Genomic DNA, 22883 nt, shown 5'->3' with positions numbered 1-22883 from the left:
TTTAGCAATTTTTTATGAATGATAGGGTTTTATTTTAGCAGTTGCTTGAGCTGACTGACCACACCTGCAACATCCAGACCACAGTCGGCCATTTGCTCTGCGGGTGCGCCGTGCGCGATAAAACGATCCGGAATACCGATATTGCAAATGGCTGGGCGATGATGCTTAAAGGCCGCCGACTCATTGAGCAAGTATTCATTGACTGCACTGCCCGCGCCGCCCATCAGCATGTGCTCCTCTAGGGTGGCGATATGGGTGATGCCGTCTGCCAGTATCTCTTCTAACAATACGGTATCTAGTGGCTTCACCCAGCGCATATTGACCACATGTACCTGACAGTGCAACTGCTGAGCGATATCTTGAGCAGCCGAATCAGCGGCAGCGACCATGCTGCCAAACGCCAGTAGCACCAGCTTAAGGGAGGCGTCATCTTGTCCTACTACCGACTCAATCATCGCCTTGCCGATGTCATAGGTCTGCGCGGGGCGCTCGATGGCAGCACCTGTACCGACGCCGCGCGGGTAACGAACAGCCGTACAGCCTTGATACTCATAGCAAGTATTTAATAAATGATAACACTCGTTTTCATCTTTTGGCGCAGCGATTAGCATGTTGGGTACGCAGCGCAAAAAAGCAAAGTCAAACACACCCGCATGGGTCGCGCCGTCCTCGCCCACCAATCCTGCGCGATCGATGGCAAACGTGACATCAAGATCTTGCAAAGCCACATCATGAATCAGCTGATCGTAGCCGCGCTGCAAAAACGTCGAGTAAATCGCCACGATGGGTTTGACGCCTTGCGTTGCCATACCAGCAGCCAGTGTGACGGCATGCTGCTCAGCAATCGCCACATCAAAAAACCGCTCTGGGAACTGACGGGCAAAGTCGGTCATGCCTGAGCCTTCTTCCATCGCTGGCGTGATGGCGAGCAATTTGTCATCTTCATGCGCTTTGTCACACAAAAACTGGCCAAATATTTGCGAATACTTTAGCGCAGGCTGCGATTTTTTAGCAACAGGCGGCGTATCATGCGGCTGCTCATCTGGTAGCTTACTAATGGCATGATAGCCAACTGGGTCTAGCTCTGCAGGCGCAAAGCCTTTGCCTTTCGTAGTATAGACATGTACCAGCACGGGGCCTTTGACTTGTTTTGCTAATGACAAGACGCGCAGTAGCTCAGGTATATTGTGGCCATCAAAGGGGCCAAAGTAGGTAAAGCCAATGGCTTTGAATAAATTGTCCTCGAGCTGCGGCACATCGCGCATCTCTTTGTGGCGTTTGCGCCGATCAAACCCCTGCATATCAGGGCGCTGGCAGACGATAGGCTGACCGGTATCAGAGATATCTACTTGATACCCCGACTCCCATAGCATGGCCAAATGCCGCGAAAACCCGCCAATCGAGCAAGATATCGACATGTCATTATCATTTAAAATCACCAACAAGTCGGCATCTTGCTGCACCGCGTCGTTCATGGCTTCAAACGCCATACCGCCTGTCATCGCTCCATCACCGATGATACAAGCGACCGTCTGCGGCAGCCCCTGATACCGCAGCGCCAGACTCATACCGAGACCCGCTGAGATGGAGGTCGATGAATGACCAACACCAAAGGTGTCGTACACAGACTCGGCGCGCTCAGGAAACGCCGTCAACCCGTCTTTTGCACGGATACTGCCCAGCTGATCGCGGCGACCCGTCAGCACTTTATGAGCGTAGGCTTGGTGCCCCACATCCCAAACGATCTGATCATGCGGCGCATCTAGCAAGTAATGCAGGACAATGGTCAGCTCGACCACACCTAGGTTGGCACCAAAGTGTCCGCCACTTTGACCGGCCGAATACAACAAAAAAAGGCGCAGCTCATCGGCTAACGCAATCAGCTGGGCGCTACTAAAGGCATTTAAATCAGCAGGCGTATCGATACTATCGAGCAGCGGCGTCTGCGGGCGCACACGTGGGATTGCCGTATAAGTCTGCTGCAAACTGGGCAGCTGAACCGCAGACGTAGTGGCTGACGCAGATACGGACTGAGACTGTGGGGAATAAGGTGACTGCTGCATAAACCGTACGATACCTACCAATCTGCTGACAAAACGTGCTTTAGGGTATAAAAAAAAGATAGCCAAGCGACGTCAATAATATCTACATCATTATTGATGTAACAAGCCATATAGTTATTTATGTAACACCGGCATAAAGTCCATCATGCGGCGTCTCACAGCAAGCACGCGAGCATAATATATAGCGCGGCGCGGCTTGGGATGAGTATTATGCCTTATTATCAGACATCAATACCGAATGTTCGTGACGACATAGTAATGTAAGGGTAAAGACTTGTCACTGTATCCGTCAAAATAGTATGGCATAATAGCATTTTTTTTTAATTGTCGCTTTAATCATCGTGCGCCGTCTGTGAACTTTGTGTGTTTTTACCATAAAGCGCAAAACCATGCTATCGTCATGAGCAGGTGAGCGCGTTTTTACAGACTCTACTGCCACCACCGGCTTATGCAGGACAGTAATGTCATATCAATTTATTACCAGTGCCAAACTACCGACTCGTCATGGCGAGTTTGATATTCATGTTTTTGAAAACGACGACGGCCAAGAGCATGTGATGCTGACCGCTGGGCTGTCTGCGTGTGAGCAAGTAGCGGCCGATGAGACGGCAGACAACACCCGCGTGCCGAGCACAGCGCATGCAGCCTCAGAGCCGCCGGTGCCCTTGGTACGTATTCATTCTGAATGCCTTACTGGCGATGCCTTTAGCTCACTAAAATGTGACTGTGGCCCGCAGCTCAATACCGCCATGCAAGCCATCCAAGAAGCAGGCTGCGGCGCTATTTTGTACTTGCGCCAAGAAGGCCGCGGTATTGGTTTGACCAACAAAATCCGCGCCTATGCGCTACAAGATCAGGGCCATGATACGCTAGATGCCAATTTAATGTTAGGCTTACCAGCTGATGCGCGCATTTATGACATGTGCGGCCCCATGCTCGCCCATGTCGGCGTCGATGCGGTGCGGCTCATCACCAACAATCCAGATAAAGTCGCCTACTTGACCGAACACGGTATCAATGTGGTGGAGCGCGTGCCTCTGCTGGTGGGTGTCAACGATATGAATGCGGATTACCTCGCCACCAAACGCGACCGCATGGGACATTTGCTCGACAAAGACTTTAATACTGCCATACACCTAAATAAATAGATATGTTATGAGTATTCCAGATACAGCTAATACCAATATAGACCAAAACGTCATAGACAAAAACGTCGCTCAGGCACAAGCAGATGCGGCAAACCCTGCCATACCAAACGATAACGATATCGCTCGCGTCCGCGCGTTTTTGGTCGATTTGCAAGCACGTATTTGCCAAGCGCTCGAAGCACAAGAGCGTGACGGCGGCGGTGATGCCTCCTTTGTCCCTGATGATTGGCAGCGCCCAGAAGGCGGCGGCGGCCGCTCTTGTGTCTTAGCAGACGGTGAGGTGATCGAAAAAGCCGGCGTGATGTTTAGCCACATTCACGTGCACAACCTGCCCGCGTCGGCGACGGCGCGCCACCCCAATATCGCAGGGCGCAAAGCTCAAGCCATGGGCGTGTCCCTCGTCGTCCATCCCAAAAACCCAAACGTCCCGACCAGCCATGCCAACGTGCGCTTATTCGTCGCCGAAGCAGAAGGCGAAGCGCCGATTTGGTGGTTTGGCGGCGGATTTGATTTGACACCGTTTTATCCTGTGCTAGCGGACTGCGTCCACTGGCATCAGGTCTGTCATGATTTGTGCGCGCCGTTTGGCGACAGCGTTTATCCTGATTTCAAACAGTGGTGCGATGAGTATTTTTATCTGCGTCATCGCAATGAGCAGCGCGGCATTGGCGGGTTGTTTTATGACGATGTCAATACCGAGAGCCGCGGCTGGGACTTTGAGAGGTGTTTTGACTTTATGAAAGCAGTAGGCAACGGCTATCTTGATGGTATTTTGCCTATTTTTGAGCAGCGCAAAGCCGCCCCTTATACCGACGAGCAGCGTCAGTTTCAGCTGTATCGGCGCGGCCGCTATGTCGAGTACAACCTCGTCTATGACCGCGGTACCCTCTTTGGGCTACAAAGTAATGGCCGCATCGAGTCTATCTTAGTCAGTATGCCGCCGCTTGCCAGCTGGCATTACCGCTTTGAGCCAGAGCCTGGCTCGCCTGAGTTTGAGCTGACAGATTTTTACTTAAAACCGCGCGACTGGTTGACTCTATAGCAGGTCTGCCTATAATAAAGACCAAGGTATTTTTCTATTGCTTAAGTTTTTATTGCTTACGTTTTTATCTATCTTACCAAGCGCATATAAGGTCAGCTGTCATGGCTGACCTTATTTATATAAGGCAGATATCAAACAGCAAAACCATCCGCCAAGACACGTCGACGATGCCTGATAAGCCACGTGACAAGCGCGCTTACGATGGATATTACGATGAGATAACAACTATTTTAACTATCCTTACTTAGTTAACCGTTACAATAGAATGTATTTTTAGCAAAAGTCATTTAGAAGCACTGATGTTTCTAAACATTATGCGTTCATTTTTATAATAAAACGTCATTTGCGGCGCGTTTTTCTCAGCACGCCGACGATTAGCCAAATTTAAAGGAGTAATTTATATGGCCCAAGTTATCAAATCCTCACTTACCTCGGTCTTTGGTATCACATTGATGGCGGCCGCTTTAGGCCTCAGCGCTTGTAGCACCTCTGTGGACCCTGATGTCAAAGCGCGTCAAGACAACATGAAAAGCTGGGGCGATGCGATGGGCGTCATGGGCGATATGGCCGAAGCCCCTGACACCTTTGATGCAGAAATTTTTAAAGAGCAGGCTGCGTTTTTGGCAGAAGATGCCGCCACGCCTTGGAGCCATTTTGAAAACCAAGAAGCCGCGGGTAACGCGACTGAAGCGGTATGGTCAAATACCGACGGCTTTCGCGCGGAAGCAGAAAACTTCCAACAAGCGACAGCTGAGCTAAATGCTGCCGCCCAAACCGCCACTAGCATGGATGATGTCATGCCAGCGTTTGGTCAAGTGGGCCAAAGCTGCAAATCATGCCACACTGACTTTAAAGTCAAAAACGACTAAGTCCAGAGCAACATCTGTCAAAACCACCTGACACAAAAAACCGCCTTATCTGCTGATTTGGCGGTTTTTTTTTGCTATAGGTTTTTTGGTTGCTATAAAAGTATCTATCGGCTTACTTTGCCGCTTGCGGATCGGTAGCAGGAGATTGCTGCGTCTGCATCTTATCCACAATAGCACTGACAGACGGATCGCTTAAATCTATGGTACGTATTGGGAACGGGATATTGACCCCTGCCGCATCCAGTGCTGTCTTGATCTCGACGATGACTTGATGAATGGAAGCGACTTTATTGGCCTGCGTGCCATCTTCGATAAACCAGCGTACCGTCAGATCGATAGACGAGCCGCCAAATCCAGTCGCAATCACGCTAGGCTGAGCTTTCGTCGAGACGCTATCGGCCTTATCTAACGCACGTAAAATCTCCGCTTTTGCCGCTTCGATATCGTCTTCGTAGCCGATACCGACTGCCACCTGCAAACGGCGCTGCTTATAGGCCGTATTGACCGTCAACGCCGAGGTGTAAAGGTCTGAGTTGGGAATGACCACTTGCCGACCGTCATAAGTCTTGATGGTGGTGGCGCGGATTTTGATGTCCTCCACCGTCCCTTCATAGTCGCCTGAGACAATCTGATCACCGATACGAAACGGCTCTGAGAGCAGCAGCAAAATACCTGATAGTAAGTTTTGAAAAATATCTTTAAACGCAAAACCAATCGCCACCGAGCCGATACCGAGTGCGCCAATCAGCTTGGCGGGCGTAAACCCTGGCACCGCAATCACCATCGCAATCATAAAGCCGATAAAGATAATCAGTGTCCCGCCTACCCGCTGAAACACCTTGACCAAGTTTTGATGGCGACTACGGCTACCTAAGAGTTTATGAACGATTTTTTTGAACAGTATCGACAAAAACCAAAAAATCAGGATAACAATGAGCGATGCGACAAAATAAGGAATACGCTCCAAAAACCCCACCATGATGTCATTGGCCGAATCAAAGATGCTGTGATACGTCAGCGTATCAGTCGGCGACTCAGGCGCACGGTCAGCGTTTACTGTGGTTCCTGCCTCAGGGGTAGGCATGGGCGGTTCACTCCTTTGATTGATTGGGTAACGCAGCGGCTCATTGTATTTTGTGGCGCATCATGCACCTCAACACTCTACGCCATCAAGTCTGCTTGCACAATCTCAATCCAATAGCCATCGACGTCTTTGATAAAGGCGATGTGTTTCATGCTGCCATCTTCTGGACGTTTTTTAAATTCGACATTGTTTTTGTCAAACCAAGCCACCGCTTCTGCTAAATTGGGCACACTAAAGCAAATATGACCAAAGCCCTGCGGCTCACTATTGCCATCATGATAGCTAAAGTCGGCCTGACTCTCTGTGCCATAGTTGTGGGTTAGCTCCAAGATACCGCGCTGACGAAAGGCAAAGATCTCTAGATCGGCACCTGACGGCAGATTCTCTCGCTCACTATCGGTCAGCTTGGCCAAAAAGTACAAATCAAACTCCATCTCAGGGAATTTTTTGACCGCCAATAGGGTCATACCCAGCACCCCAGTATAAAACTCAAGCGACTTAGCAGGGTCTTTTACGCGTAGCATGGTGTGGTTAAAGGTAAAGCCTGAGGTTTGCGCTGAGATCGGCTGAATACCTGCACGCGCGACGCTGCTGGCAGGCTGCGCGATAGTCGCTGCATCATCAAGAGAGGTTGAGCTAGACGCTGAATGAGACATAACAATCCTAATATACCTAATATAAAATTAATATAAAATTAATATAAAATTAATATAAAAAACAAATGAATCAGCAAGCGAATCACAGCATGGCGATGCGCTTGCTACTTTTATGATAATCAAAAATGCACCAATCAATGATAGGGTTTTGTAAGCAAAAAGCGCACCGCTCTGGTGTGAGGGCCGCTTTCGTCAAGTGAGTACAAAACTCCAAGCACAGATCAGTCTTCTAAAAACCGTACCTTACCGGTTTCTAAGTCGTACTCTGCCCCAACGATGAGCAGCTTACCACTCGTCGTCAAGTCCTCTAGGGCTCGGGAGCCATGTTTGAGCTGACTGACAGACATACGCACGTTGGCACTGATAGAGCGATCTAGCAGCTCATCGGCATCGACGTCTTGACCATTGGCAGTCGCCAGCTCGTGCAAATTGTAAACACTTGGACGAATACGATCGACGATAGACTGTAGGTTTGGCGTGTAGTTTTGTTCAGGGTTGATGAGCGCTTCTACGCAAGCGGTCACCGCGCCGCAGTGTGAGTGACCGAGCACCACCACCAGCTTGGTGCCGAATTTTTCAGCAGCAAACTCAACCGAGCCAATCTGTGACGGTGCGACGACATTTCCTGCCACCCGAATCACAAACAAATCCCCTAACCCTTGGTCAAAGACAATCTCAACCGGTACGCGTGCATCTGAGCAGCCCAAGATAATCGCCAACGGGTCTTGATCACTAATAAGCTCTGGGCGCCTCTGCATCGCAGGATCTGGGTTGGTGAGGCTGTCGACGTAACGGGCGTTACCTTGTTTTAAAAGCTCAAGCGCTTCTTGACCGGTTTTGGGGCGTGTGTCGTTAGGCATGAGAAATCCTTTTTTTTCGAATGTTAAATGATAGATGGCTGCTCATATATCGCAGATAAATAATATGATGGATATATAGACCAAAAGACGGCCAATGACGATGAGGTCATGCCGCACACTTTGGTATCAGCCATGACATGATTGTATAGGAACACCGACAAAAAAATGCTAAAAACTTTTGTTTTAATGTCGTTAATATCGCTATAAACGCCTCTGCCACTATCCCCAAGACCCTCATGCTCATGATGAAATGCAACCAACTCGACATAAAACTGGCACACTGTATATCAACACACTTTATGCTACTAGGACGGCACCTATTTTAATTGGATTAACCATACAAAAACCGCGCCTAGGATAATACAATCTGCTCGAAAGAAAAATGTCCAAGCACATAAACGCCTTACTATTATACTACCGTAAAAGCCATATAACGAGCGCTATCGCCATCCGAGCCATCCGCGCCATTCGCTTTGGCTTGCGGGTATGACTCGCGTAACTGATAACGAAGTTGCACTGATTTATAGTAAGGGTTTGTTATAATACGCAATAACCAGACCATGCTCATGCCAGCCCTTGTCGTGCCCTACGCTAAAAAAGTACGGACAGGCAAGAGGCTTAGGAACCAGATTTATGACCCAATCTTCAGCAAACACGCATACCAACCCTGCGTCATCAGACACTGTACTGCTACAACTGACTGGCCTACAAAAAACCTATGATCAAACTGAGGTCTTAAAAGACATCAATCTTGATATCCAGCATGGTGAGTTTTTGACCCTGCTTGGCCCGTCAGGCTGCGGCAAGACCACGCTGCTACGCTTAATCGCGGGGTTTGAGCAGCCAACGGCAGGGGCGATTTATCTAGACGGCGTACAGATGGCAGGGCTATCCGCGGATAAGCGGCCGGTTAACACCGTGTTTCAGCAGTATGCGTTGTTTCCGCATATGAGTGTCGCGCAAAACGTCGCCTATGGCCTCAAACTCAAAAAAGTCCCCAAAGACGAGATTCGGTCGCGGGTACGTGAGATGCTGGCGATGGTGCAGCTAGAGCACTTAGCCAATCGCAAACCACAAGATCTGTCTGGCGGTCAGCAGCAGCGCGTGGCCATTGCGCGCGCGGTCATCAATCGCCCCAAACTACTGTTACTCGATGAGCCATTATCGGCGCTCGATCACAAGCTGCGTCTGCAGATGCAGTCAGAGCTCAAACGCTTGCAGCGCGAGCTTGGCATCACCTTTGTCTTTGTCACTCATGATCAAGAAGAAGCACTGTCGATGTCCGACCGTATCGCGGTGATGAAAGACGGCAAGTTTCAGCAAATCGGTACGCCAATCGAGATTTATGAAACCCCTGCCAATCTATTTACGGCCAAATTTATCGGTGAGACCAATCTGTTTAAGGCAGAGGTCAAAGGCGTGTACCCCGATCAGCCAGATCGTGATGGCCGCGTGACCAATGGCCGCATCGAGGTTGAAGTCTGTGAAGCGCAGGTGCAAGAAGGTAAAGCCACATTGCGCAACTTGCGCCGTCCTGCTTTTGCTAACGATGTACAAGTAGGCGACATCGTCAACCTACTGCTGCGTCCTGAAGACTTGCGCATTTATGATCCCAAAGACGACAGCCATGCAGGCTTGCTGGGCCGTGTCATCGAGAGTAACTATAAAGGCAGTACCTTAGACTCGATTATCGAGCTGGCCAATGGTCATATCATCAAAGCCTCTGAGTTTTTTGATGAAGACGATCCTAGCTTTGATTATAAGCTCAATGAAGCGGTCAAGGTGGCGTGGGTCGATGGCTGGGAGTGGGTATTGCCCGAAGACCATTTAACAGAACCACAAGCACCTGAGCAAAGCGTGGCTATACAAAAAACAGCCATACAAAAGGATGTCAGCTAATGGCGCGTACTAGCCGTTTTAACTTGGGCAATAAAAGCCCGTTTCGTACAGCAACGCTATGGCTCATCTGGGGTTGGCTGCTGATATTTGCTTTGTTGCCAAACATCTTGGTCATCGCGGTCAGTTTTTTGACCCGTGATAGCAGCGCCTTTATTAGTCTGCCTGTCAATATCGACAGCTATATACGTATGGTGGATCCGCTGTATTTTGAGGTGTTTGTTCATTCCCTCTGGATGGCTGGTATCACCACGGTGATTTGTTTATTACTCGGCTATCCGTTTGCTTGGCTGGTCTCCAAAGCCCAGACGCGCTGGCAGCCGCTGCTGATGATGCTTTTGATTTTGCCGTTTTGGACCAACTCTTTGGTGCGGACTTATGCGCTCAAATTATTGTTTGCCAATAATGGTTTGATCAATAAGTCCCTACTGACGCTGGGTATCATCGACGCGCCTATCGATATCTTGTACACGCAAGGCGCGGTGATAGCAGGCCTGACGTATTTACTGTTCCCGTTTATGGTGCTGCCGCTGTATGCGGTCTTTACCGATCTGCGTAACGACATGCTGCTGGCTTCGCAAGATTTGGGTGCGTCGAAAACCCAGACCTTTTGGCACGTGGTGCTGCCACTGACCACGCCTGGGATTATCTCAGGGGTGCTCTTGGTGCTGCTGCCTGCGATGGGGATGTTTTATGTGGCAGACGTGCTGGGCGGCTCGCGTAACCTGCTGGTGGGTAACATCATCAAAAACCAGTTTTTGGACGCGCGTGATTGGCCCTTTGGTGCAGCGGCAAGCGTGCTGTTGACACTGGCGATGGCCGTGCTATTGCTGGCTTATCGTGCCAGTAGCCGCCGCATTGGTAAGACTGATTTTAATGAGGTGGCCTAATGCCTAATAACCAACGCCACATCAAACCGCCGAGCCTCGGCAGTATCGCAGCCAAAGGCTATCTTGGCTTGATTTATGCTTTGCTATATCTGCCCATTATCGTCTTGGTGGTGATGTCATTTAATAAATCAAAAATCGGCTACAACTGGGGCGGCTTTAGCCTCAAATGGTACGAGTCGCTATTTAACAACCAAGCGATGCTCGATGCATTTTGGCATTCTATCGTCTTGGGTTTAGTCGCTGCCACCGTCTCAACCCTAATCGGCACGCTCACCGCCCTTGCCCTACATCGTTACGACTTTCGCGGCAAAGGCTTATTGAACGGGCTGCTATTTGTGCTGATGATGTCGCCTGAGATTGTCCTTGCGATTTCACTGTTGGCCTTATTTTTATTAATTGGTCTGCAGTTAGGCTTTGTTTCGCTACTGCTTGCCCATATTACCTTTTGCTTGCCCTTTGTGGTCATCACCGTGTTTGCGCGCCTAAGCAGCTTGGATGAGCGCTTGATGGAAGCGGCGCGCGACTTGGGCGCTAGTGAATCGACCATGGTACGCACCGTCCTGATTCCTGTCATCTTGCCGGCGGTGATGGCAGGTTGGTTGCTCGCCTTTACCTTATCACTCGATGATGTGGTGGTATCGACCTTTGTCACAGGGCCTAGCTATGAGATTTTGCCGCTGCGGATTTATTCGATGGTACGCGTCGGCCTCAAACCTGAGGTCAACGCCATCGGTACGTTACTACTGGTAGCCTCTTTGGTACTGGTCGTCATCTCACAGCTATTATTACGGCGACGCTAGACGTTGAAGGCTGGCTAATAGCAAGCACTTGATAGAAATATTTGAGTGGAATTCACTGATATATTGTTTATAATGAATTTTTCTCACCCAAGTGCTTAGGTTATCTTATGTTAGAGCTTCGTCATCTCAATACATTGACGGCACTGCGCGCGCATGGCTCGCTGGCTGCGGCCGCCGATGAGCTGCATGTCACCGCCTCTGCCGTCTCGCATCAGCTAAAAGAGCTGGAAAACTATTATGATGTCAGCCTCGTCAATCGCCGCACGCGCCCGCTGAGCTTTACCCCAGCAGGCAAGATAGTGCTGGCATTGGCCGACAGCATCCTACCGCAAGTCACCCGCACCAAATCCAATCTAAAACGCCTCGCCCATGGGCAAGCTGGTCGCCTGCGCCTGGCCTCTGAGTGCCATAGCTGCTTTGATTGGCTGATGCCAATACTCAACCAGTATCGCCGCGAGTGGTCGGATGTAGAGCTGGACTTTGCCACAGGGTTTGAGCCGGAGCCACATCATCTATTGATGGAGGGCGATATTGATCTGCTAATCACCACCAGTGATTTGCCGATAGAGGGTATCAGCTATCAGCCGCTATTTGAGTATGAGAGCCGTTTGGTACTGTCGCCCACACATGACTTGGCGGCGCAAGACTTTATCGCGCCTCATGACTTAATCGATGAAACCTTGATCGCTTATCCCGTCGAAGCCAAACGCCTCGATATCATCGCAGGCTTTATGACGCCAAGCGATGTGAGTTTCAAAAATGTCCGTACCACAGAGCTGACAGCAATGCTGATACAGCTGGTCGCCAGTGAGCGCGGAGTTGCGGCTCTCCCTGATTGGGTGGTGGCGGAGTATGAGAAAAAAGGCTGGGTGGTATCTCGTCCATTGGGGGACGGCGTGCATTGTCAGCTATATGCCGCAACGCGCACGGCCAGTCAAGATATGGCTTATATGCAGGGATTTGCGAGTTTGTTAGAGGGTATTGTAAAGCCGGTTTAAAGTTTTATTTACCATAATCACTCTTTATGGGTAAAAGTTCGGTACCCTAGTTAGGACTTGAAGCATTGGCTGTATGATAATGGTATCAGTGATTTTTCTCACTGAAATAGTCGCAGTGTACTTCGTTGTGTACATGCAGTGAGCTTTTGAATAGTAGATCACGTTATTTTTATTTACCGTAAACGCTATTATAGGAATAAGTACAGCTAACGTCATATTGGCTGGCGCTTTCTTCCCTGTTTCATTTTCATATTCGCTAGCATCAATCCCGACAATATCAATACCATTGCCAGCATCTTCCACCATTGCACAACCTCTCCTGTGAACAGCACGGAGGTTGTCATACCGAATACTGGCACCAATAGAGCAAACGGCATAACCTTAGAAGCCGTATTTTGACTAAGCAGATGCGCCCACAGTCCAAAGCCTATCAGCGTTGAGATATACACAATAAACCCAAGTGATAACCAAGACTTAAGCGATGCCTTAGTAAACGTCGCCAGCTGCCATGCCTCGGTCTCAAATATGAGAGAAGATAGCGTTAAAATCACGCAAGCGATCAGACCACCCCAAACCACGAGAGTGAGAGCAGACAACGCGGATGCCTTATTCTTTCCAGTATTAGACGAAATAATAGCTCCGTCTGATCCTTGCTGCGTCGCTTGTGTTGACACCTGTTTTGAAGCAATGTTACCAAAGCTCCAGCCTATGGCCGCAATTAAGATACAGACAAACCCAGCCAAAGGCATATCACCACCAAGATTTAACGCAATGACGCTAAGCCCTAGAACACCAACCAGCATACCGATGATTTGCATGCGACTCACTGCCTCACCTAGTATAAAATACGCCAACAATACGGTGATAAAAATTTGAACTTGTAACAATAGTGCCGTCAATCCTGCTGATGCCCCTAAGTGCATGGCAGTAAAGACAAAAGCATACTGCATGACAAACGTACCGATAGCATAGATAAATAATGTACGGTTAAATTTTGGCGGCTTCAGTAAGAAAACCAGTGGTACAGCGGTAAAGAAAAAACGCAGGGCGGTGAGCATTAGCGGTGGAAAGCTTTCAAGTCCCCATGCAATAAAGGTAAAGTTCACACCCCAAATAAAGGTGACTAGTACAGCCAATGCGGTGTATATAGGAGTCATATCGTTGGCCTAGAAAATTATGGCTGGTTATATCTTGTATTAACCATAGGATGTTTTTAGAGAGTGAGTACTACACTTACAAACAATAGAATGGCAATGAGCATCAATGTTACGCCGCCGATTTTTGTAATTAAGTATAGATTATCTTGAGCTTTCCATAGATATCGACTGGCTAAAGCAAATACTTCTGCATAGCAGAAATGGATCAGTAAGACCAAGAAGCAAAAAGCTGAAGCTAAAATCAAAAATTGAGAAAGATAAGTTTGCTCAGTATCGATAAATTGCGGAAATACAGCCATAAAAAATAAGATAGGTTTTGGGTTAGAAAGAGAGGTTAGCAAACCTTCTTTGAATAACCTACCAGCACTTGTGCTACTCACATCTGAAGTGTTGTCAGACTCTAGGGCAAATGACTTTCTTTTTCCAAAGGCCATTTTAAAACCCAAGTAAAATATATACATTGCGCCCAACAATTGAATGGCCAAGAATATTTTCTTTGATGTTGCAATCACTAGTCCAATACTAGTAGCTGAGACAATCGCTACACCTAGCATTCCTAGAGACAGACCTAAGATGCCATAAGCGGTCTTTTTTCGACCATGCGTCAGGGAGTTTGTAATACTTAGAATGACACCAGGACCTGGGCTAGCAATAGTGGCAGAAGCGATAAGTACGTATAAAGCAATATTATTCATTAAACACGACTACCAGAGTAAGCTTTTGTTGGTATTCTAGCATCTAATTTAGATATCAAACTATGCTTATTTTAGAAAGGACAGTCATTTTGAAAAACAAAAGAGCATACCCCAAGGGAACCAGTCATTTCACCCTTCGAACCTATTAACAGACCACTTAAAACAGACTGGTATAATAGAACCACTTATATCAACCCCCTAAGTAAGCAATATCTAGTAAAAATCATAAAACCAGCTTAAAAAAATAAAACCCAAGCGCGGTCGCCAGCAGTGTCAGCCCAACGTGCAGACCGATCAATGCCAGTCCTGCCAGCAGCCGCCCATCATAGATAAAGCCAAACACCTCAGCGCTAAAGGTGCTAAAGGTCGTCAGCCCGCCCAAAAACCCAGTTATCACAAATACCCGCACATGATCAGGCAAACTACTTCCCATACGCTCAAACCATACTAGCGCCAGACCGATCAGCAGACCGCCCAACACATTCGCGCCAAGCGTACCAAGCGGTATCCAGCTATGTACGGGATTAAAACGCGACAGCCACGCCCGCAGGCAAGCGCCAAGTGCTGCTCCCAAACCGATGGCAAGCCACTGCATAGATTATCCTTCCTTTGTATGGCTTTTAAACTGTATATGGCTGCTAAACATTACACCGCAGGCAGTTCCGTCATCGGCCAACGCGGTACGCAGCTGACGGCTAGATCATCGGCCTGCCCTGCTTGCAGGCGCTCATAGCCTGCATAAGCGATCATCGCCCCATTATCGGTACATAACGCCGGCGGCGCATAATGCACGGTAGCATTGATCTTGGCCAGCTCACGCTCCAAGGTCTCCCGCAAGTGCTTATTGGCACTGACCCCGCCCGCGATCACTAGGCGACTCATCTCTACTTGTTTTAACGCCTTCACGCATTTTTTTACTAGCGTATCGACCATGGCATGTTGGAAGCTGGCGGCAATATCGGCGCGCACTTGTGGGTCGCTGTCAGAGCCAGCAGTGTCTTTGATAAGATTATGCACCGCTGTTTTCATACCGCTAAAAGAAAAATCCAGTCCACGATGCAGCATCGGACGCGGCAGCTCATAAGCACTGGGGTCGCCATTTTCGGCTAATTTAGCGATATTAGGGCCACCAGGATACGGCAGGCCGAGCATTTTGGCCGCTTTATCAAAGCACTCACCCGCGGCATCGTCGATCGACTCACCTAGGATTTCATATTGCCCAATACCCTGTGCGGCGATCAGCTGCGTGTGCCCGCCAGATACCAGTAGCGAGACAAATGGAAACGCTGGCGGATTGGCACCCATCAGCGGCGCCAGCAGATGCCCTTCCATATGATGGACCCCTATCGCAGGGATATCCAAGCCATATGCCAAGCTGCGCCCAAATAGCGCGCCCGTCATCAGCGCGCCGATTAGGCCTGGGCCTTTGGTATACGCGACGGCATCGAGCTCGCTTTTTTTGACATCGCACTGCTCGAGCAGCTCATTGAGCAATGGCACCAGTTTGCGAATATGATCGCGGCTGGCAAGCTCGGGTACCACGCCGCCATAAAGGGCGTGCAGCTCTATTTGTGAATACAGCACCTGCCCGACCAAACCTTGATTGTCGCTATCCATTTGCTCACTGTCAAAGATCGCCAGCCCCGTCTCATCACAAGACGTCTCTAAACCCAATACCTTCATATTTTTGCCTTTATCATACCTTGGTCTGCGTGTTGGTTTTGACCACGCTTTTATCTGCGACTCTCTATCTAAGCACTTGCACAAAAAAACCGCCATTGTCTGTCACAATGACGGCCAGTTTAGCAAATTTCAATGGCTCATATCGCCTAAATCAGCTCACGGCAGCTACCATATAATCAACCGCTGCATAGACCTCCGCTTCGCTTACTTTGTCAGTCGCCTGCGCGGGCATCTTGTTAAAGCCCTGCGCTGAGTGCATATGTAGCGTATCTATACCCTTAGCAAGGCGAGGCGTCCATGCTGCTTTATCACCGTATTTTGGTGCATCGAGCAGACCTGCTTCGTGGCAGACTTTACAGTTGGACTCGTATAGCTTCGCCCCTGCGTCAGCTGCCAACACTTCAGGCTCATCTGGGGTTGGTGGCTCGACTGCTTCGGCCGGTTCAGCTGTCGTCGTTGCTGGCGCTTCTGCCGGCACGGCTGGCTCAGACGTCTGCGGTTCAGGCGCTTCAGGCGCGGCGGCAGGTGCCTCCTCTACTGCCATGCTCGTTTCGGCAGGCGCATCAGCGGGCGGCTCGGTAGTGTTATTATCACTACAAGCGCTTAGCATCAACAATGCACTGATACTGATGGCCGATACGGTCAATGTATTTATAAGCTGTGGTTTGTTCATCATGATCACACCTCTATTTGCTATTGTATGTCGATGGCTGCCGACGACAGCGCATACACTGATAGATCGCCAAAAGAGCGTTATTCGTCGGTCGCAGGCTCAGCATCGGCGTCTGCTTCCGCATCACTAGCTGCCATGTCAGCTGCGCTATCGGTAGCAGCGGCCTCAGCAGTGCCAGCATCTGTCGCCTCATCTTGGGCGTCTGTGCTTTCGGCATCGGTACTTTCAGCATCAGTGCTTTCTGTCGCCATCGGCGCTGTCTCGGGGAAATCCATCTGTTCAGCGGCAGGAGCGTTGCTACGTGCAAGCTCAGAGGCCTCATCGACACGGTCTTTGGCCAACACTTGATGCGACTCGCCTTCTTTGTCGCCACTACACGCGCTGATACCAAAGCCTAAAGCGACGACAAATGCGGTGCTTAGCGCCGTATTTAGTACTGATTTTTTCATTGCAACATCCTCAATAAAGTGCACATAAAACGATTGATATGATGCAAATAATCATAGCATAAACTCTACCCAAACCGTTATAGACAGTAGGGTTTTTTCTTGATGGCCACACTTGCCAAAAACAGCTCTACTGATGCATATAGTCCATCTCACCTTGCAGTGACCAATCAAGCCTTCTAACGGCGTCATTCGCTTTTGTTTGGTATTCATGACGCCGCTATACTGTACCAGTAGACAAAAAGGGCGCAACTTAATGATAATTATGGATTAATCAGCAAAAACCATTGACTTTACTACTATTTTTTATTAAAATACTCGCCCTTGTGCTCTAGCACAAAATTGTCCTAGTTTGAGCTGATGCCGGTAATCTTGAGATATTACGGCTAAATACTACTATACAGCCAAACTAATGCCCTTATATCTCATCCTAATCAAGGAGTCTTCATGCCTGCAGTTAAGGTTAAAGAAAACGAACCAGTTGACATCGCTATCCGTCGTTTCAAACGTGCTTGTGAAAAAGCCGGCGTACTATCAGACGTACGTAAGCGTGAGTTTTATGAAAAACCAACGCAAGTACGCAAGCGCAAAAAAGCCGCTGCTGTAAAGCGTTATAAGAAAAAATTGCAACGCGAAACCATTCGTACCACTCGTATGTACTAATCACTTATTTGATTAGCTAAATACCAGCGCTACAGGAACGCCACTGCTATCGATTGATATCAGTGGCGTTTTTTGTGCTACAATTTTTGTTATTATTACTGATATAGTCGATCCGATATAAAAACGATACAGTGAGATGAAGAGTTGTTTTTCGCAGCATCTGTCGGCGTAGGCACAGCAAGCAAGAAAAACAGTTTTTCATTGAGCTGCTTGATAGCCATGTATCTGATTTATTTGGATTCAAACATATATTGTTATCAGCTCATACGGTATTCATAAAACTATACTCATAAACCATACCCATAAAAAACACCAACGCAGGCTGTTTTTATGGCACGCCTCCCTAGTCTCTAATCCATAAGGATAATAACAATGAGCCAACTCAAACAAACACTGTCAGACAGCATCAAAACTTCTATGAAAGCGCGTGAGCTTGAGCGCGTCAAGGTGCTACGCAATGTGCAGTCAGTCGTCAAACAAATCGAGATCGACCGTCAGACCGAGCTAGACGATGCCGCCGTCTTAGAGGTACTACAAAAGCAGCTAAAACAGCGCCAAGAGTCACTCGGTATCTTTACCGAAAATGGCCGTGATGATTTGGCAGCCAAAGAGCAGTTTGAGATCGATGTCATTAATGAGTTTATGCCCGCCCAGATGGACGATGACGAGCTTGCCGCTTTGGTCAATGCAGAGATTCAAGCGCAAGGCGCAACATCGATGCGCGATATGGGTAGTGTCATGGGCGCGCTAAAGAGCAAAACAGCAGGCCGCGCCGACCCTGCCACCATCTCAAAGCTGGTCAAAAACGCGCTACAAGGCTAAGCGCTGAAAAGCTAAACACTGTAAATCTAGGCACTACAAATCTCAGTATAACGATTTCGCGCGAGCAGCTGTATCTCAGTGAGCATTTACATCAATAACCGCCCCAATCAATAATCGCCTAAGGCTCAAAGTCTTGGGCGGTTTTTACGTTTTTTATTTCAGCTTTGATATTGGCCAATAGTGGGCGCGCGCTACCAGCTTGCGCAGTGTTTTGGAGATTGTCTGCCAGCTGCTTGGCTTGTGTCAACGAGGTAAGCGCGGCATCATAACGCCCACTCCACAGCTGGTCATGACTGCGATAGCGCAGCGCATTGATGGTGGCGATATTGGCCAGCTTTGGTGTGATGGTGGTTTTGGCCAGTTTTTCGTTGGCCAATTGCAGGCTTTGCCACGCATAGCGGTCACTTGGCTGCTGCTGGGTTAAAGGCTTGAGTAATGCTTGCGCTTGGAGCGGCTGATTGCTATTGGTCAGCGCCTCTGCCAAATAGAGTCGCAAATCACGGCGCTCAGGATATAGACGCTGCTGATTGGCCAAAATGTCCGCCGCTTTTGCCCAATTGCCTTGCTCAGCTAACAACTGGCTATGAGTAATCGATAAAAGTGGCTCAAGCCCTTGACGCTGAGCTGCGGGCAGTTTGTTTAGCGCTGCAAGCACCTCATTGGCATCATCAAAGCGCTGCTGTTCACCATACCACTGCATCAATGCCAGCTTGGCCCCAGCGCTGTTTTTGGCCGCTGTCGTTAGCACCGTTTCTGACGCATGCTTACCTGTACTCTGTACGCGCCAATAGAGCAGGTCAAACAGTGCTTGGTGGCGCTGCTGCTCAGCCAATGATAAAGGTGGATAGTGCTGGGCTCGGCTTTGCGATTCGCTCAAACGCTCGTTGCTTAGTGGATGCGAGCGCACAAAGCTTGGTAAAAATCGATTTTCAACTTGATTGAGCTGGCTTTGCTGATTCATGGTGGCAAAAAATCTTGGCATCGCCCTTGGATCATAGCCCGCTTGGGTCATAATTTGCATGCCCACACGGTCGGCCTCGCGCTCGTTATTGCGGCTAAACGCCATGCTGCTGTTCATCGTCGCAGTCTGGCTCCCCATCATCACGGCTGCGGCAGCATCTCCATCGACCGCCGACGCCGCAATGGCTGCCAGCATACCGCCTATCTGCATCAGTAGCGCTTTTTTGCGCTCGTCTGCCCCGCTCTCATAATGGCGCTGACTAATATGAGCAACTTCGTGAGCAACGACGCTTGCCAGCTCATCCATACTACTGGCGGCGAGTATCGTCCCCGTGTTGATACCGATGACGCCCCCTGGCGCAGCAAAAGCGTTGATACTTGGATTATCAATAATGACCAAGCCCATCGGTGCCTGCTGCCTTGCTTGCGCATTGAGTCGCCATGTCATGTCTTTGACGGTCTCGTGTATCCACGGGTCATGCTCCATCTTGATGCTTTTATTGATATTGCGTAATGACCACTCACCGAGCAGCTTATTTTGATACTGCTCAGCAAAGCTCAGCCCTTGCCCGCGTAAGCTTGGCAAGCTTAGCTCTTGTGTGTCGGTGGACTGCCACGAATCATAAGGCGCAGACGACGCTTGGCGCAGATCATTGCCGGCGGCGTGACTACTCTTAGGGGTCACAGCGGTCATCGCCGATATGGTCAATATCGCCGCTGATAGGATAGATAAGGACAGCCTGTGAGCCACGCTGCGCCTGCGCTTATGGATAGAGACAGTATCAGGCATCAGCAAAGTCGGCAACGATGCTACTTCATAGGCGACTGTACGGCCTTTAAGCGATTGATGAAAATGAAACAAATGCGCATCCTATACAAATAAATCCTAACGTCGTTTTGACTATACGAGCTTGTTTGGGCAAAATCAATTGTCCCGCGCCTGTGACTACCAATCACCACGCAGACCGTCACGATTGTGCAACATGACTGTGCAATCGTTATCTCATTATCATTCTAATGAACCGAATATGACGTTGACTATATTCAACTGCAATCGCCCTTGCGCTATTTGTTATAATGACAAACCATCTCTTAAGTTAAAACCCTCGCATATGATAAGGTTTGTTTATGTCTGCCGATAGTCAGCCAATTACCCGCCCCGCCTCTGACGTTATTTACTTTGCGGCGGATTTGCCTGCAACTGAGCAACAGCAAAGCTGCGAGCTGCTACACTTGCTGGGTGACGCAGTACTCATCAGCGATACGCCGCTGGACATAACACCGCCGCGCCTGACGATAAAAAAACTGGTCGACGGCCGCGGACTGGCCTGCCCGATGCCTTTATTAAAGACCAAAGTGGCTCTGCGTGAGGTGGCAGCAGGTGAGTCGCTATATGTAGTAGCGACCGACCCCAACTCACAAGCAGATATCACCGCGTTTTGTCGCCAAAGCCAGCAAATGGGCAGCGCAGCACCCTTATCTTTAAGCGTTCATGAAGTGACCCATCAACCTGCCAATGACGATAAATCTGTCGCGCATTTCGATACAATATATCACTTCATCATTACCAAAACCGATAGCAACTAACGATGGCTATCCTTTACAATTACAACTATAAAGATTTTTATCTGACTATTTGCTTAACTATTTAACCAAGGTCAAAAATATGGCTAATCCTTCTAATAATGCTGCAAAAACGAGTAAAAAAGACGAGGCAGCGCCGATAAAAAATGAAGCACGCGATGCGGCGCTAAAAGCCGCGGCCGAGCGGCCACCCTACGACGCTCGCACCCTTGGCGACACTAGCACCCGTGACTTGGTGCCTGCGATGCCGACCCACTTGTCCGCGCCAGGCGTCAACTTGGGTGCCTATATCAATACTGTTCATCAAATCCCCATCTTGACACCGACCCAAGAGCAGGAGCTGGCGCATCGCTACTATGACGAAGGCGATGTAGAAGCGGCGCGCTTATTGGTCATGTCACATCTGCGTTTTGTCATTCATATTGCTCGTAGCTACTCAGGCTACGGATTGCCGCAGGCGGACTTGATTCAAGAAGGCAACTTGGGACTGATGAAGGCGGTCAAACGCTTTGATCCTAATAAAGGCGTACGTTTGGTATCCTTTGCCGTTCATTGGATCAAGGCGGAGATTCATGAGTTTGTGATTCGTAACTGGCGTATCGTCAAAGTCGCTACCACCAAAGCGCATCGTAAGCTGTTTTTTAATTTACGCAGCTTAAAGAAAACCAATAACCAGCTAACGCTAGAAGAAGCGGATGCCATTGCCAAGGACTTAAACGTCACGCGTAAGCAAGTGCTAGAGATGGAATCGCGCCTGACCTCTTACGACGCCTCATTTGAAGCGCAATCTAGCGATGATGACGATGGCCGCTATGCGCCGCAGTTGTTTTTAGAAGATGGCATCGATCCCGCCGAGCAGCTCGAAGAAGAAGACTGGGAAGAAAACAACTCCTCAGCACTGCTTGCTGCGATGGGCACATTGGATGATCGCTCACGTGACATCGTCGAGCAGCGCTGGCTCTCTGAGCAAAAATCCACCTTGCATGAGCTGGCAGCAGTCTACTCTATCTCAGCGGAGCGCGTGCGTCAGATCGAAAAAAACGCCATGGACAAGATTCGCGATGCCATGACCATCGATAGCGTTATCTTACCTGATGACATTCAATAGACAGCACAGAGTACAAGGTAATAGAATCGCTAGTTCAGGGCAATAAATAGTGCAGAGCATGATGCAGTACATAACACGAGTTTTTCTATGGTAAATTGGATAGGAATTGCGGCGATTAATATGGCCATTGCCGTGGCTCTAGGGGCATTTGGCGCGCATGGTCTAAAAAACCTCGTCAGCCTGCAACAGTTAGAGTGGTGGCATACCGCAACGCTGTATTTATTTGTCCATGCGCTCGGTCTGCTGATCGTCGGCGTATTGATACGTCTAAGGTACGCGACGCAAGCCCCCGCATGGCTGCTACAAGTCGGTATTATCATATTTGCTGGTAGCCTATATGCGATGACGCTGGGCGCGCCGCGCTGGTTTGGCGCTATCACGCCTATCGGCGGCGTACTGATGATAGCAGGCTGGCTATGGTTAGCGATATCCGCGTTTACCATCAAGCCGGCAGCCGCAAAATAGCTTATCAGGGCTGATAGCCATGATAAAAAAATGATAAAGAGTAAGGCGACTGATAGTATGACCCATATGTCAGCGCCGATAAAAGGAACAAGACTGCATTAGGGAGCATCTGTTATGAGTACTATTAGTGTCAATGGTAAACATCTACAAACCACACACCAGACGGTGCAGCTGGTCATCAATGAGCTTGGCCTGAGTAAAGGTCGCTATGCGGTAGAAGTCGACGGCGAGCTGATACCAAAAAGCGAGCTTGCTGGCATGCGTGTCAAAGAAGGCATGAGCATCGAAGTGGTACAAGCCGTCGGCGGTGGCTAGGTCTTA

General features: G+C 49.1%; 24 protein-coding genes. 13 read left to right on the top strand and 11 right to left on the bottom strand.

Features of this window, described 5'->3' with window-relative positions; all coding sequences use genetic code 11:
* Window positions 1–29: 29 nt before the first annotated feature.
* On the bottom strand, window positions 30–2063 hold the full coding sequence (gene dxs, locus CAP50_RS01665; RefSeq protein ID WP_100748805.1) for a 1-deoxy-D-xylulose-5-phosphate synthase: 2034 nt from the start codon (window positions 2061–2063) through the stop codon (window positions 30–32).
* A 461-nt stretch (window positions 2064–2524) separates the two neighbouring features.
* Between dxs and ribA the strand changes: the two genes are divergently transcribed.
* The 3 genes from ribA to CAP50_RS01650 all read left to right on the top strand — a co-directional run bounded on the left by ribA (window position 2525) and on the right by CAP50_RS01650 (window position 5122).
* Window positions 2525–3211 carry a GTP cyclohydrolase II gene (gene ribA / locus CAP50_RS01660; protein ID WP_100748804.1) on the top strand — a complete coding sequence of 229 codons (687 nt, stop codon included), beginning with the start codon at window positions 2525–2527 and terminating at the stop codon, window positions 3209–3211.
* Window positions 3212–3218: 7 nt separating this feature from the next.
* The gene (hemF, locus tag CAP50_RS01655; protein ID WP_241900599.1) at window positions 3219–4253 is read left to right on the top strand and encodes an oxygen-dependent coproporphyrinogen oxidase; all 1035 of its coding nucleotides are present in this window, start codon (window positions 3219–3221) and stop codon (window positions 4251–4253) included.
* Between the two features lie 401 nt (window positions 4254–4654).
* Complete coding sequence (locus CAP50_RS01650; RefSeq protein ID WP_100748803.1) at window positions 4655–5122, top strand: c-type cytochrome; 468 nt, start codon at window positions 4655–4657, stop codon at window positions 5120–5122.
* Window positions 5123–5234: 112 nt separating this feature from the next.
* Here the strand turns inward: CAP50_RS01650 and CAP50_RS01645 are convergent, their stop codons facing one another.
* The 3 genes from CAP50_RS01645 to CAP50_RS01635 form a co-directional block, all read right to left on the bottom strand.
* Window positions 5235–6206, bottom strand: coding sequence for a mechanosensitive ion channel family protein (locus CAP50_RS01645; protein ID WP_100748802.1), 972 nt, complete (start codon window positions 6204–6206; stop codon window positions 5235–5237).
* A 77-nt stretch (window positions 6207–6283) separates the two neighbouring features.
* On the bottom strand, window positions 6284–6862 hold the full coding sequence (gene gloA, locus CAP50_RS01640) for a lactoylglutathione lyase (RefSeq protein ID WP_100748801.1): 579 nt from the start codon (window positions 6860–6862) through the stop codon (window positions 6284–6286).
* Between the two features lie 221 nt (window positions 6863–7083).
* A complete protein-coding gene (locus CAP50_RS01635) occupies window positions 7084–7722 on the bottom strand; it encodes a carbonic anhydrase (RefSeq protein ID WP_075101817.1) in 639 nt (212 codons plus the stop codon).
* A gap of 633 nt (window positions 7723–8355) precedes the next feature.
* Here CAP50_RS01635 and potA point away from each other — a divergent pair.
* From potA to CAP50_RS01610, 4 genes are all read left to right on the top strand, one after another.
* The gene (potA, locus tag CAP50_RS01625; protein ID WP_241900598.1) at window positions 8356–9621 is read left to right on the top strand and encodes a spermidine/putrescine ABC transporter ATP-binding protein PotA; all 1266 of its coding nucleotides are present in this window, start codon (window positions 8356–8358) and stop codon (window positions 9619–9621) included.
* On the top strand, window positions 9621–10508 hold the full coding sequence (gene potB, locus CAP50_RS01620) for a spermidine/putrescine ABC transporter permease PotB (RefSeq protein WP_075101819.1): 888 nt from the start codon (window positions 9621–9623) through the stop codon (window positions 10506–10508). The genes potA and potB overlap by 1 nt, the downstream gene beginning before the upstream one ends.
* Entirely contained in the window at window positions 10508–11308 is an 801-nt protein-coding gene (gene potC, locus CAP50_RS01615) for a spermidine/putrescine ABC transporter permease PotC (protein WP_100748799.1), read from the top strand. Before potB ends, potC begins: the two co-directional genes overlap by 1 nt.
* 107 nt (window positions 11309–11415) lie before the next feature.
* A complete protein-coding gene (locus CAP50_RS01610; protein WP_100748798.1) occupies window positions 11416–12306 on the top strand; it encodes a LysR family transcriptional regulator in 891 nt (296 codons plus the stop codon).
* Window positions 12307–12518: 212 nt separating this feature from the next.
* Here CAP50_RS01610 and CAP50_RS01605 read toward each other — a convergent pair whose 3' ends face one another.
* The 6 genes from CAP50_RS01605 to CAP50_RS01580 all read right to left on the bottom strand — a co-directional run bounded on the left by CAP50_RS01605 (window position 12519) and on the right by CAP50_RS01580 (window position 16963).
* Window positions 12519–13463: an EamA family transporter gene (locus CAP50_RS01605; RefSeq protein ID WP_100748797.1), complete on the bottom strand. Its 945-nt coding sequence runs from the start codon at window positions 13461–13463 to the stop codon at window positions 12519–12521.
* A 56-nt stretch (window positions 13464–13519) separates the two neighbouring features.
* Window positions 13520–14158: a LysE family translocator gene (locus CAP50_RS01600; RefSeq protein WP_100748796.1), complete on the bottom strand. Its 639-nt coding sequence runs from the start codon at window positions 14156–14158 to the stop codon at window positions 13520–13522.
* A gap of 223 nt (window positions 14159–14381) precedes the next feature.
* Window positions 14382–14753 (bottom strand): fluoride efflux transporter CrcB, encoded by a 372-nt coding sequence (gene crcB, locus CAP50_RS01595; RefSeq protein ID WP_075101823.1) that lies wholly within the window; start codon window positions 14751–14753, stop codon window positions 14382–14384.
* A 50-nt stretch (window positions 14754–14803) separates the two neighbouring features.
* A complete protein-coding gene (gene tsaD / locus CAP50_RS01590; protein WP_100748795.1) occupies window positions 14804–15841 on the bottom strand; it encodes a tRNA (adenosine(37)-N6)-threonylcarbamoyltransferase complex transferase subunit TsaD in 1038 nt (345 codons plus the stop codon).
* 151 nt (window positions 15842–15992) lie between these two features.
* A complete protein-coding gene (locus CAP50_RS01585) occupies window positions 15993–16517 on the bottom strand; it encodes a c-type cytochrome (protein WP_100748794.1) in 525 nt (174 codons plus the stop codon).
* 77 nt (window positions 16518–16594) lie between these two features.
* Window positions 16595–16963 carry a hypothetical protein gene (locus tag CAP50_RS01580; RefSeq protein ID WP_075101826.1) on the bottom strand — a complete coding sequence of 123 codons (369 nt, stop codon included), beginning with the start codon at window positions 16961–16963 and terminating at the stop codon, window positions 16595–16597.
* A gap of 444 nt (window positions 16964–17407) precedes the next feature.
* On the opposite strand from CAP50_RS01580, the gene rpsU reads away from it, so the two are divergent.
* Window positions 17408–17623, top strand: a complete 216-nt coding sequence (gene rpsU, locus CAP50_RS01575) for a 30S ribosomal protein S21 (RefSeq protein WP_010195908.1) — start codon at window positions 17408–17410, stop codon at window positions 17621–17623.
* Between the two features lie 372 nt (window positions 17624–17995).
* On the top strand, window positions 17996–18445 hold the full coding sequence (locus CAP50_RS01570; protein WP_100748793.1) for a GatB/YqeY domain-containing protein: 450 nt from the start codon (window positions 17996–17998) through the stop codon (window positions 18443–18445).
* A 118-nt stretch (window positions 18446–18563) separates the two neighbouring features.
* Here the strand turns inward: CAP50_RS01570 and CAP50_RS01565 are convergent, their stop codons facing one another.
* Window positions 18564–20267, bottom strand: a complete 1704-nt coding sequence (locus CAP50_RS01565; RefSeq protein WP_241900597.1) for a M48 family metalloprotease — start codon at window positions 20265–20267, stop codon at window positions 18564–18566.
* A 266-nt stretch (window positions 20268–20533) separates the two neighbouring features.
* Here CAP50_RS01565 and CAP50_RS01560 point away from each other — a divergent pair, with 266 nt between their 5' ends.
* The 4 genes from CAP50_RS01560 to thiS all read left to right on the top strand — a co-directional run bounded on the left by CAP50_RS01560 (window position 20534) and on the right by thiS (window position 22877).
* On the top strand, window positions 20534–20992 hold the full coding sequence (locus CAP50_RS01560; RefSeq protein WP_100748792.1) for a sulfurtransferase TusA family protein: 459 nt from the start codon (window positions 20534–20536) through the stop codon (window positions 20990–20992).
* A 241-nt stretch (window positions 20993–21233) separates the two neighbouring features.
* Window positions 21234–22097 carry an RNA polymerase sigma factor RpoH gene (gene rpoH / locus CAP50_RS01555; RefSeq protein WP_198335748.1) on the top strand — a complete coding sequence of 288 codons (864 nt, stop codon included), beginning with the start codon at window positions 21234–21236 and terminating at the stop codon, window positions 22095–22097.
* 87 nt (window positions 22098–22184) lie between these two features.
* Window positions 22185–22562 carry a DUF423 domain-containing protein gene (locus tag CAP50_RS01550; RefSeq protein ID WP_100748790.1) on the top strand — a complete coding sequence of 126 codons (378 nt, stop codon included), beginning with the start codon at window positions 22185–22187 and terminating at the stop codon, window positions 22560–22562.
* A gap of 114 nt (window positions 22563–22676) precedes the next feature.
* Window positions 22677–22877 carry a sulfur carrier protein ThiS gene (gene thiS / locus CAP50_RS01545; RefSeq protein WP_075101831.1) on the top strand — a complete coding sequence of 67 codons (201 nt, stop codon included), beginning with the start codon at window positions 22677–22679 and terminating at the stop codon, window positions 22875–22877.
* Window positions 22878–22883 lie beyond the last annotated feature (6 nt).

The sequence above is a fragment of the Psychrobacter sp. L7 genome (assembly GCF_002810365.1).
Taxonomy (GTDB): domain Bacteria; phylum Pseudomonadota; class Gammaproteobacteria; order Pseudomonadales; family Moraxellaceae; genus Psychrobacter; species Psychrobacter celer.
This window is presented reverse-complemented; position numbering and strand designations above follow the sequence as displayed.

What these genes read in the sequence shown, in the direction of transcription:
- thiS (WP_075101831.1), top strand. Translation starts at nt 22,677, where the DNA reads ATGAGTACTATTAGTGTCAATGGTAAACATCTACAAACCACACACCAG.
- rpsU (WP_010195908.1), top strand. Translation starts at nt 17,408, where the DNA reads ATGCCTGCAGTTAAGGTTAAAGAAAACGAACCAGTTGACATCGCTATC.
- CAP50_RS01635 (WP_075101817.1), bottom strand. Translation starts at nt 7,722, where the DNA reads ATGCCTAACGACACACGCCCCAAAACCGGTCAAGAAGCGCTTGAGCTT.
- potB (WP_075101819.1), top strand. Translation starts at nt 9,621, where the DNA reads ATGGCGCGTACTAGCCGTTTTAACTTGGGCAATAAAAGCCCGTTTCGT.
- CAP50_RS01610 (WP_100748798.1), top strand. Translation starts at nt 11,416, where the DNA reads ATGTTAGAGCTTCGTCATCTCAATACATTGACGGCACTGCGCGCGCAT.
- ribA (WP_100748804.1), top strand. Translation starts at nt 2,525, where the DNA reads ATGTCATATCAATTTATTACCAGTGCCAAACTACCGACTCGTCATGGC.
- CAP50_RS01645 (WP_100748802.1), bottom strand. Translation starts at nt 6,206, where the DNA reads ATGCCTACCCCTGAGGCAGGAACCACAGTAAACGCTGACCGTGCGCCT.
- CAP50_RS01580 (WP_075101826.1), bottom strand. Translation starts at nt 16,963, where the DNA reads ATGAAAAAATCAGTACTAAATACGGCGCTAAGCACCGCATTTGTCGTC.
- rpoH (WP_198335748.1), top strand. Translation starts at nt 21,234, where the DNA reads ATGCCGACCCACTTGTCCGCGCCAGGCGTCAACTTGGGTGCCTATATC.
- hemF (WP_241900599.1), top strand. Translation starts at nt 3,219, where the DNA reads ATGAGTATTCCAGATACAGCTAATACCAATATAGACCAAAACGTCATA.
- gloA (WP_100748801.1), bottom strand. Translation starts at nt 6,862, where the DNA reads ATGTCTCATTCAGCGTCTAGCTCAACCTCTCTTGATGATGCAGCGACT.
- potA (WP_241900598.1), top strand. Translation starts at nt 8,356, where the DNA reads ATGACCCAATCTTCAGCAAACACGCATACCAACCCTGCGTCATCAGAC.
- CAP50_RS01550 (WP_100748790.1), top strand. Translation starts at nt 22,185, where the DNA reads ATGGTAAATTGGATAGGAATTGCGGCGATTAATATGGCCATTGCCGTG.
- CAP50_RS01600 (WP_100748796.1), bottom strand. Translation starts at nt 14,158, where the DNA reads ATGAATAATATTGCTTTATACGTACTTATCGCTTCTGCCACTATTGCT.
- CAP50_RS01605 (WP_100748797.1), bottom strand. Translation starts at nt 13,463, where the DNA reads ATGACTCCTATATACACCGCATTGGCTGTACTAGTCACCTTTATTTGG.
- dxs (WP_100748805.1), bottom strand. Translation starts at nt 2,063, where the DNA reads ATGCAGCAGTCACCTTATTCCCCACAGTCTCAGTCCGTATCTGCGTCA.
- potC (WP_100748799.1), top strand. Translation starts at nt 10,508, where the DNA reads ATGCCTAATAACCAACGCCACATCAAACCGCCGAGCCTCGGCAGTATC.
- tsaD (WP_100748795.1), bottom strand. Translation starts at nt 15,841, where the DNA reads ATGAAGGTATTGGGTTTAGAGACGTCTTGTGATGAGACGGGGCTGGCG.
- CAP50_RS01585 (WP_100748794.1), bottom strand. Translation starts at nt 16,517, where the DNA reads ATGATGAACAAACCACAGCTTATAAATACATTGACCGTATCGGCCATC.
- CAP50_RS01570 (WP_100748793.1), top strand. Translation starts at nt 17,996, where the DNA reads ATGAGCCAACTCAAACAAACACTGTCAGACAGCATCAAAACTTCTATG.
- CAP50_RS01560 (WP_100748792.1), top strand. Translation starts at nt 20,534, where the DNA reads ATGTCTGCCGATAGTCAGCCAATTACCCGCCCCGCCTCTGACGTTATT.
- crcB (WP_075101823.1), bottom strand. Translation starts at nt 14,753, where the DNA reads ATGCAGTGGCTTGCCATCGGTTTGGGAGCAGCACTTGGCGCTTGCCTG.
- CAP50_RS01650 (WP_100748803.1), top strand. Translation starts at nt 4,655, where the DNA reads ATGGCCCAAGTTATCAAATCCTCACTTACCTCGGTCTTTGGTATCACA.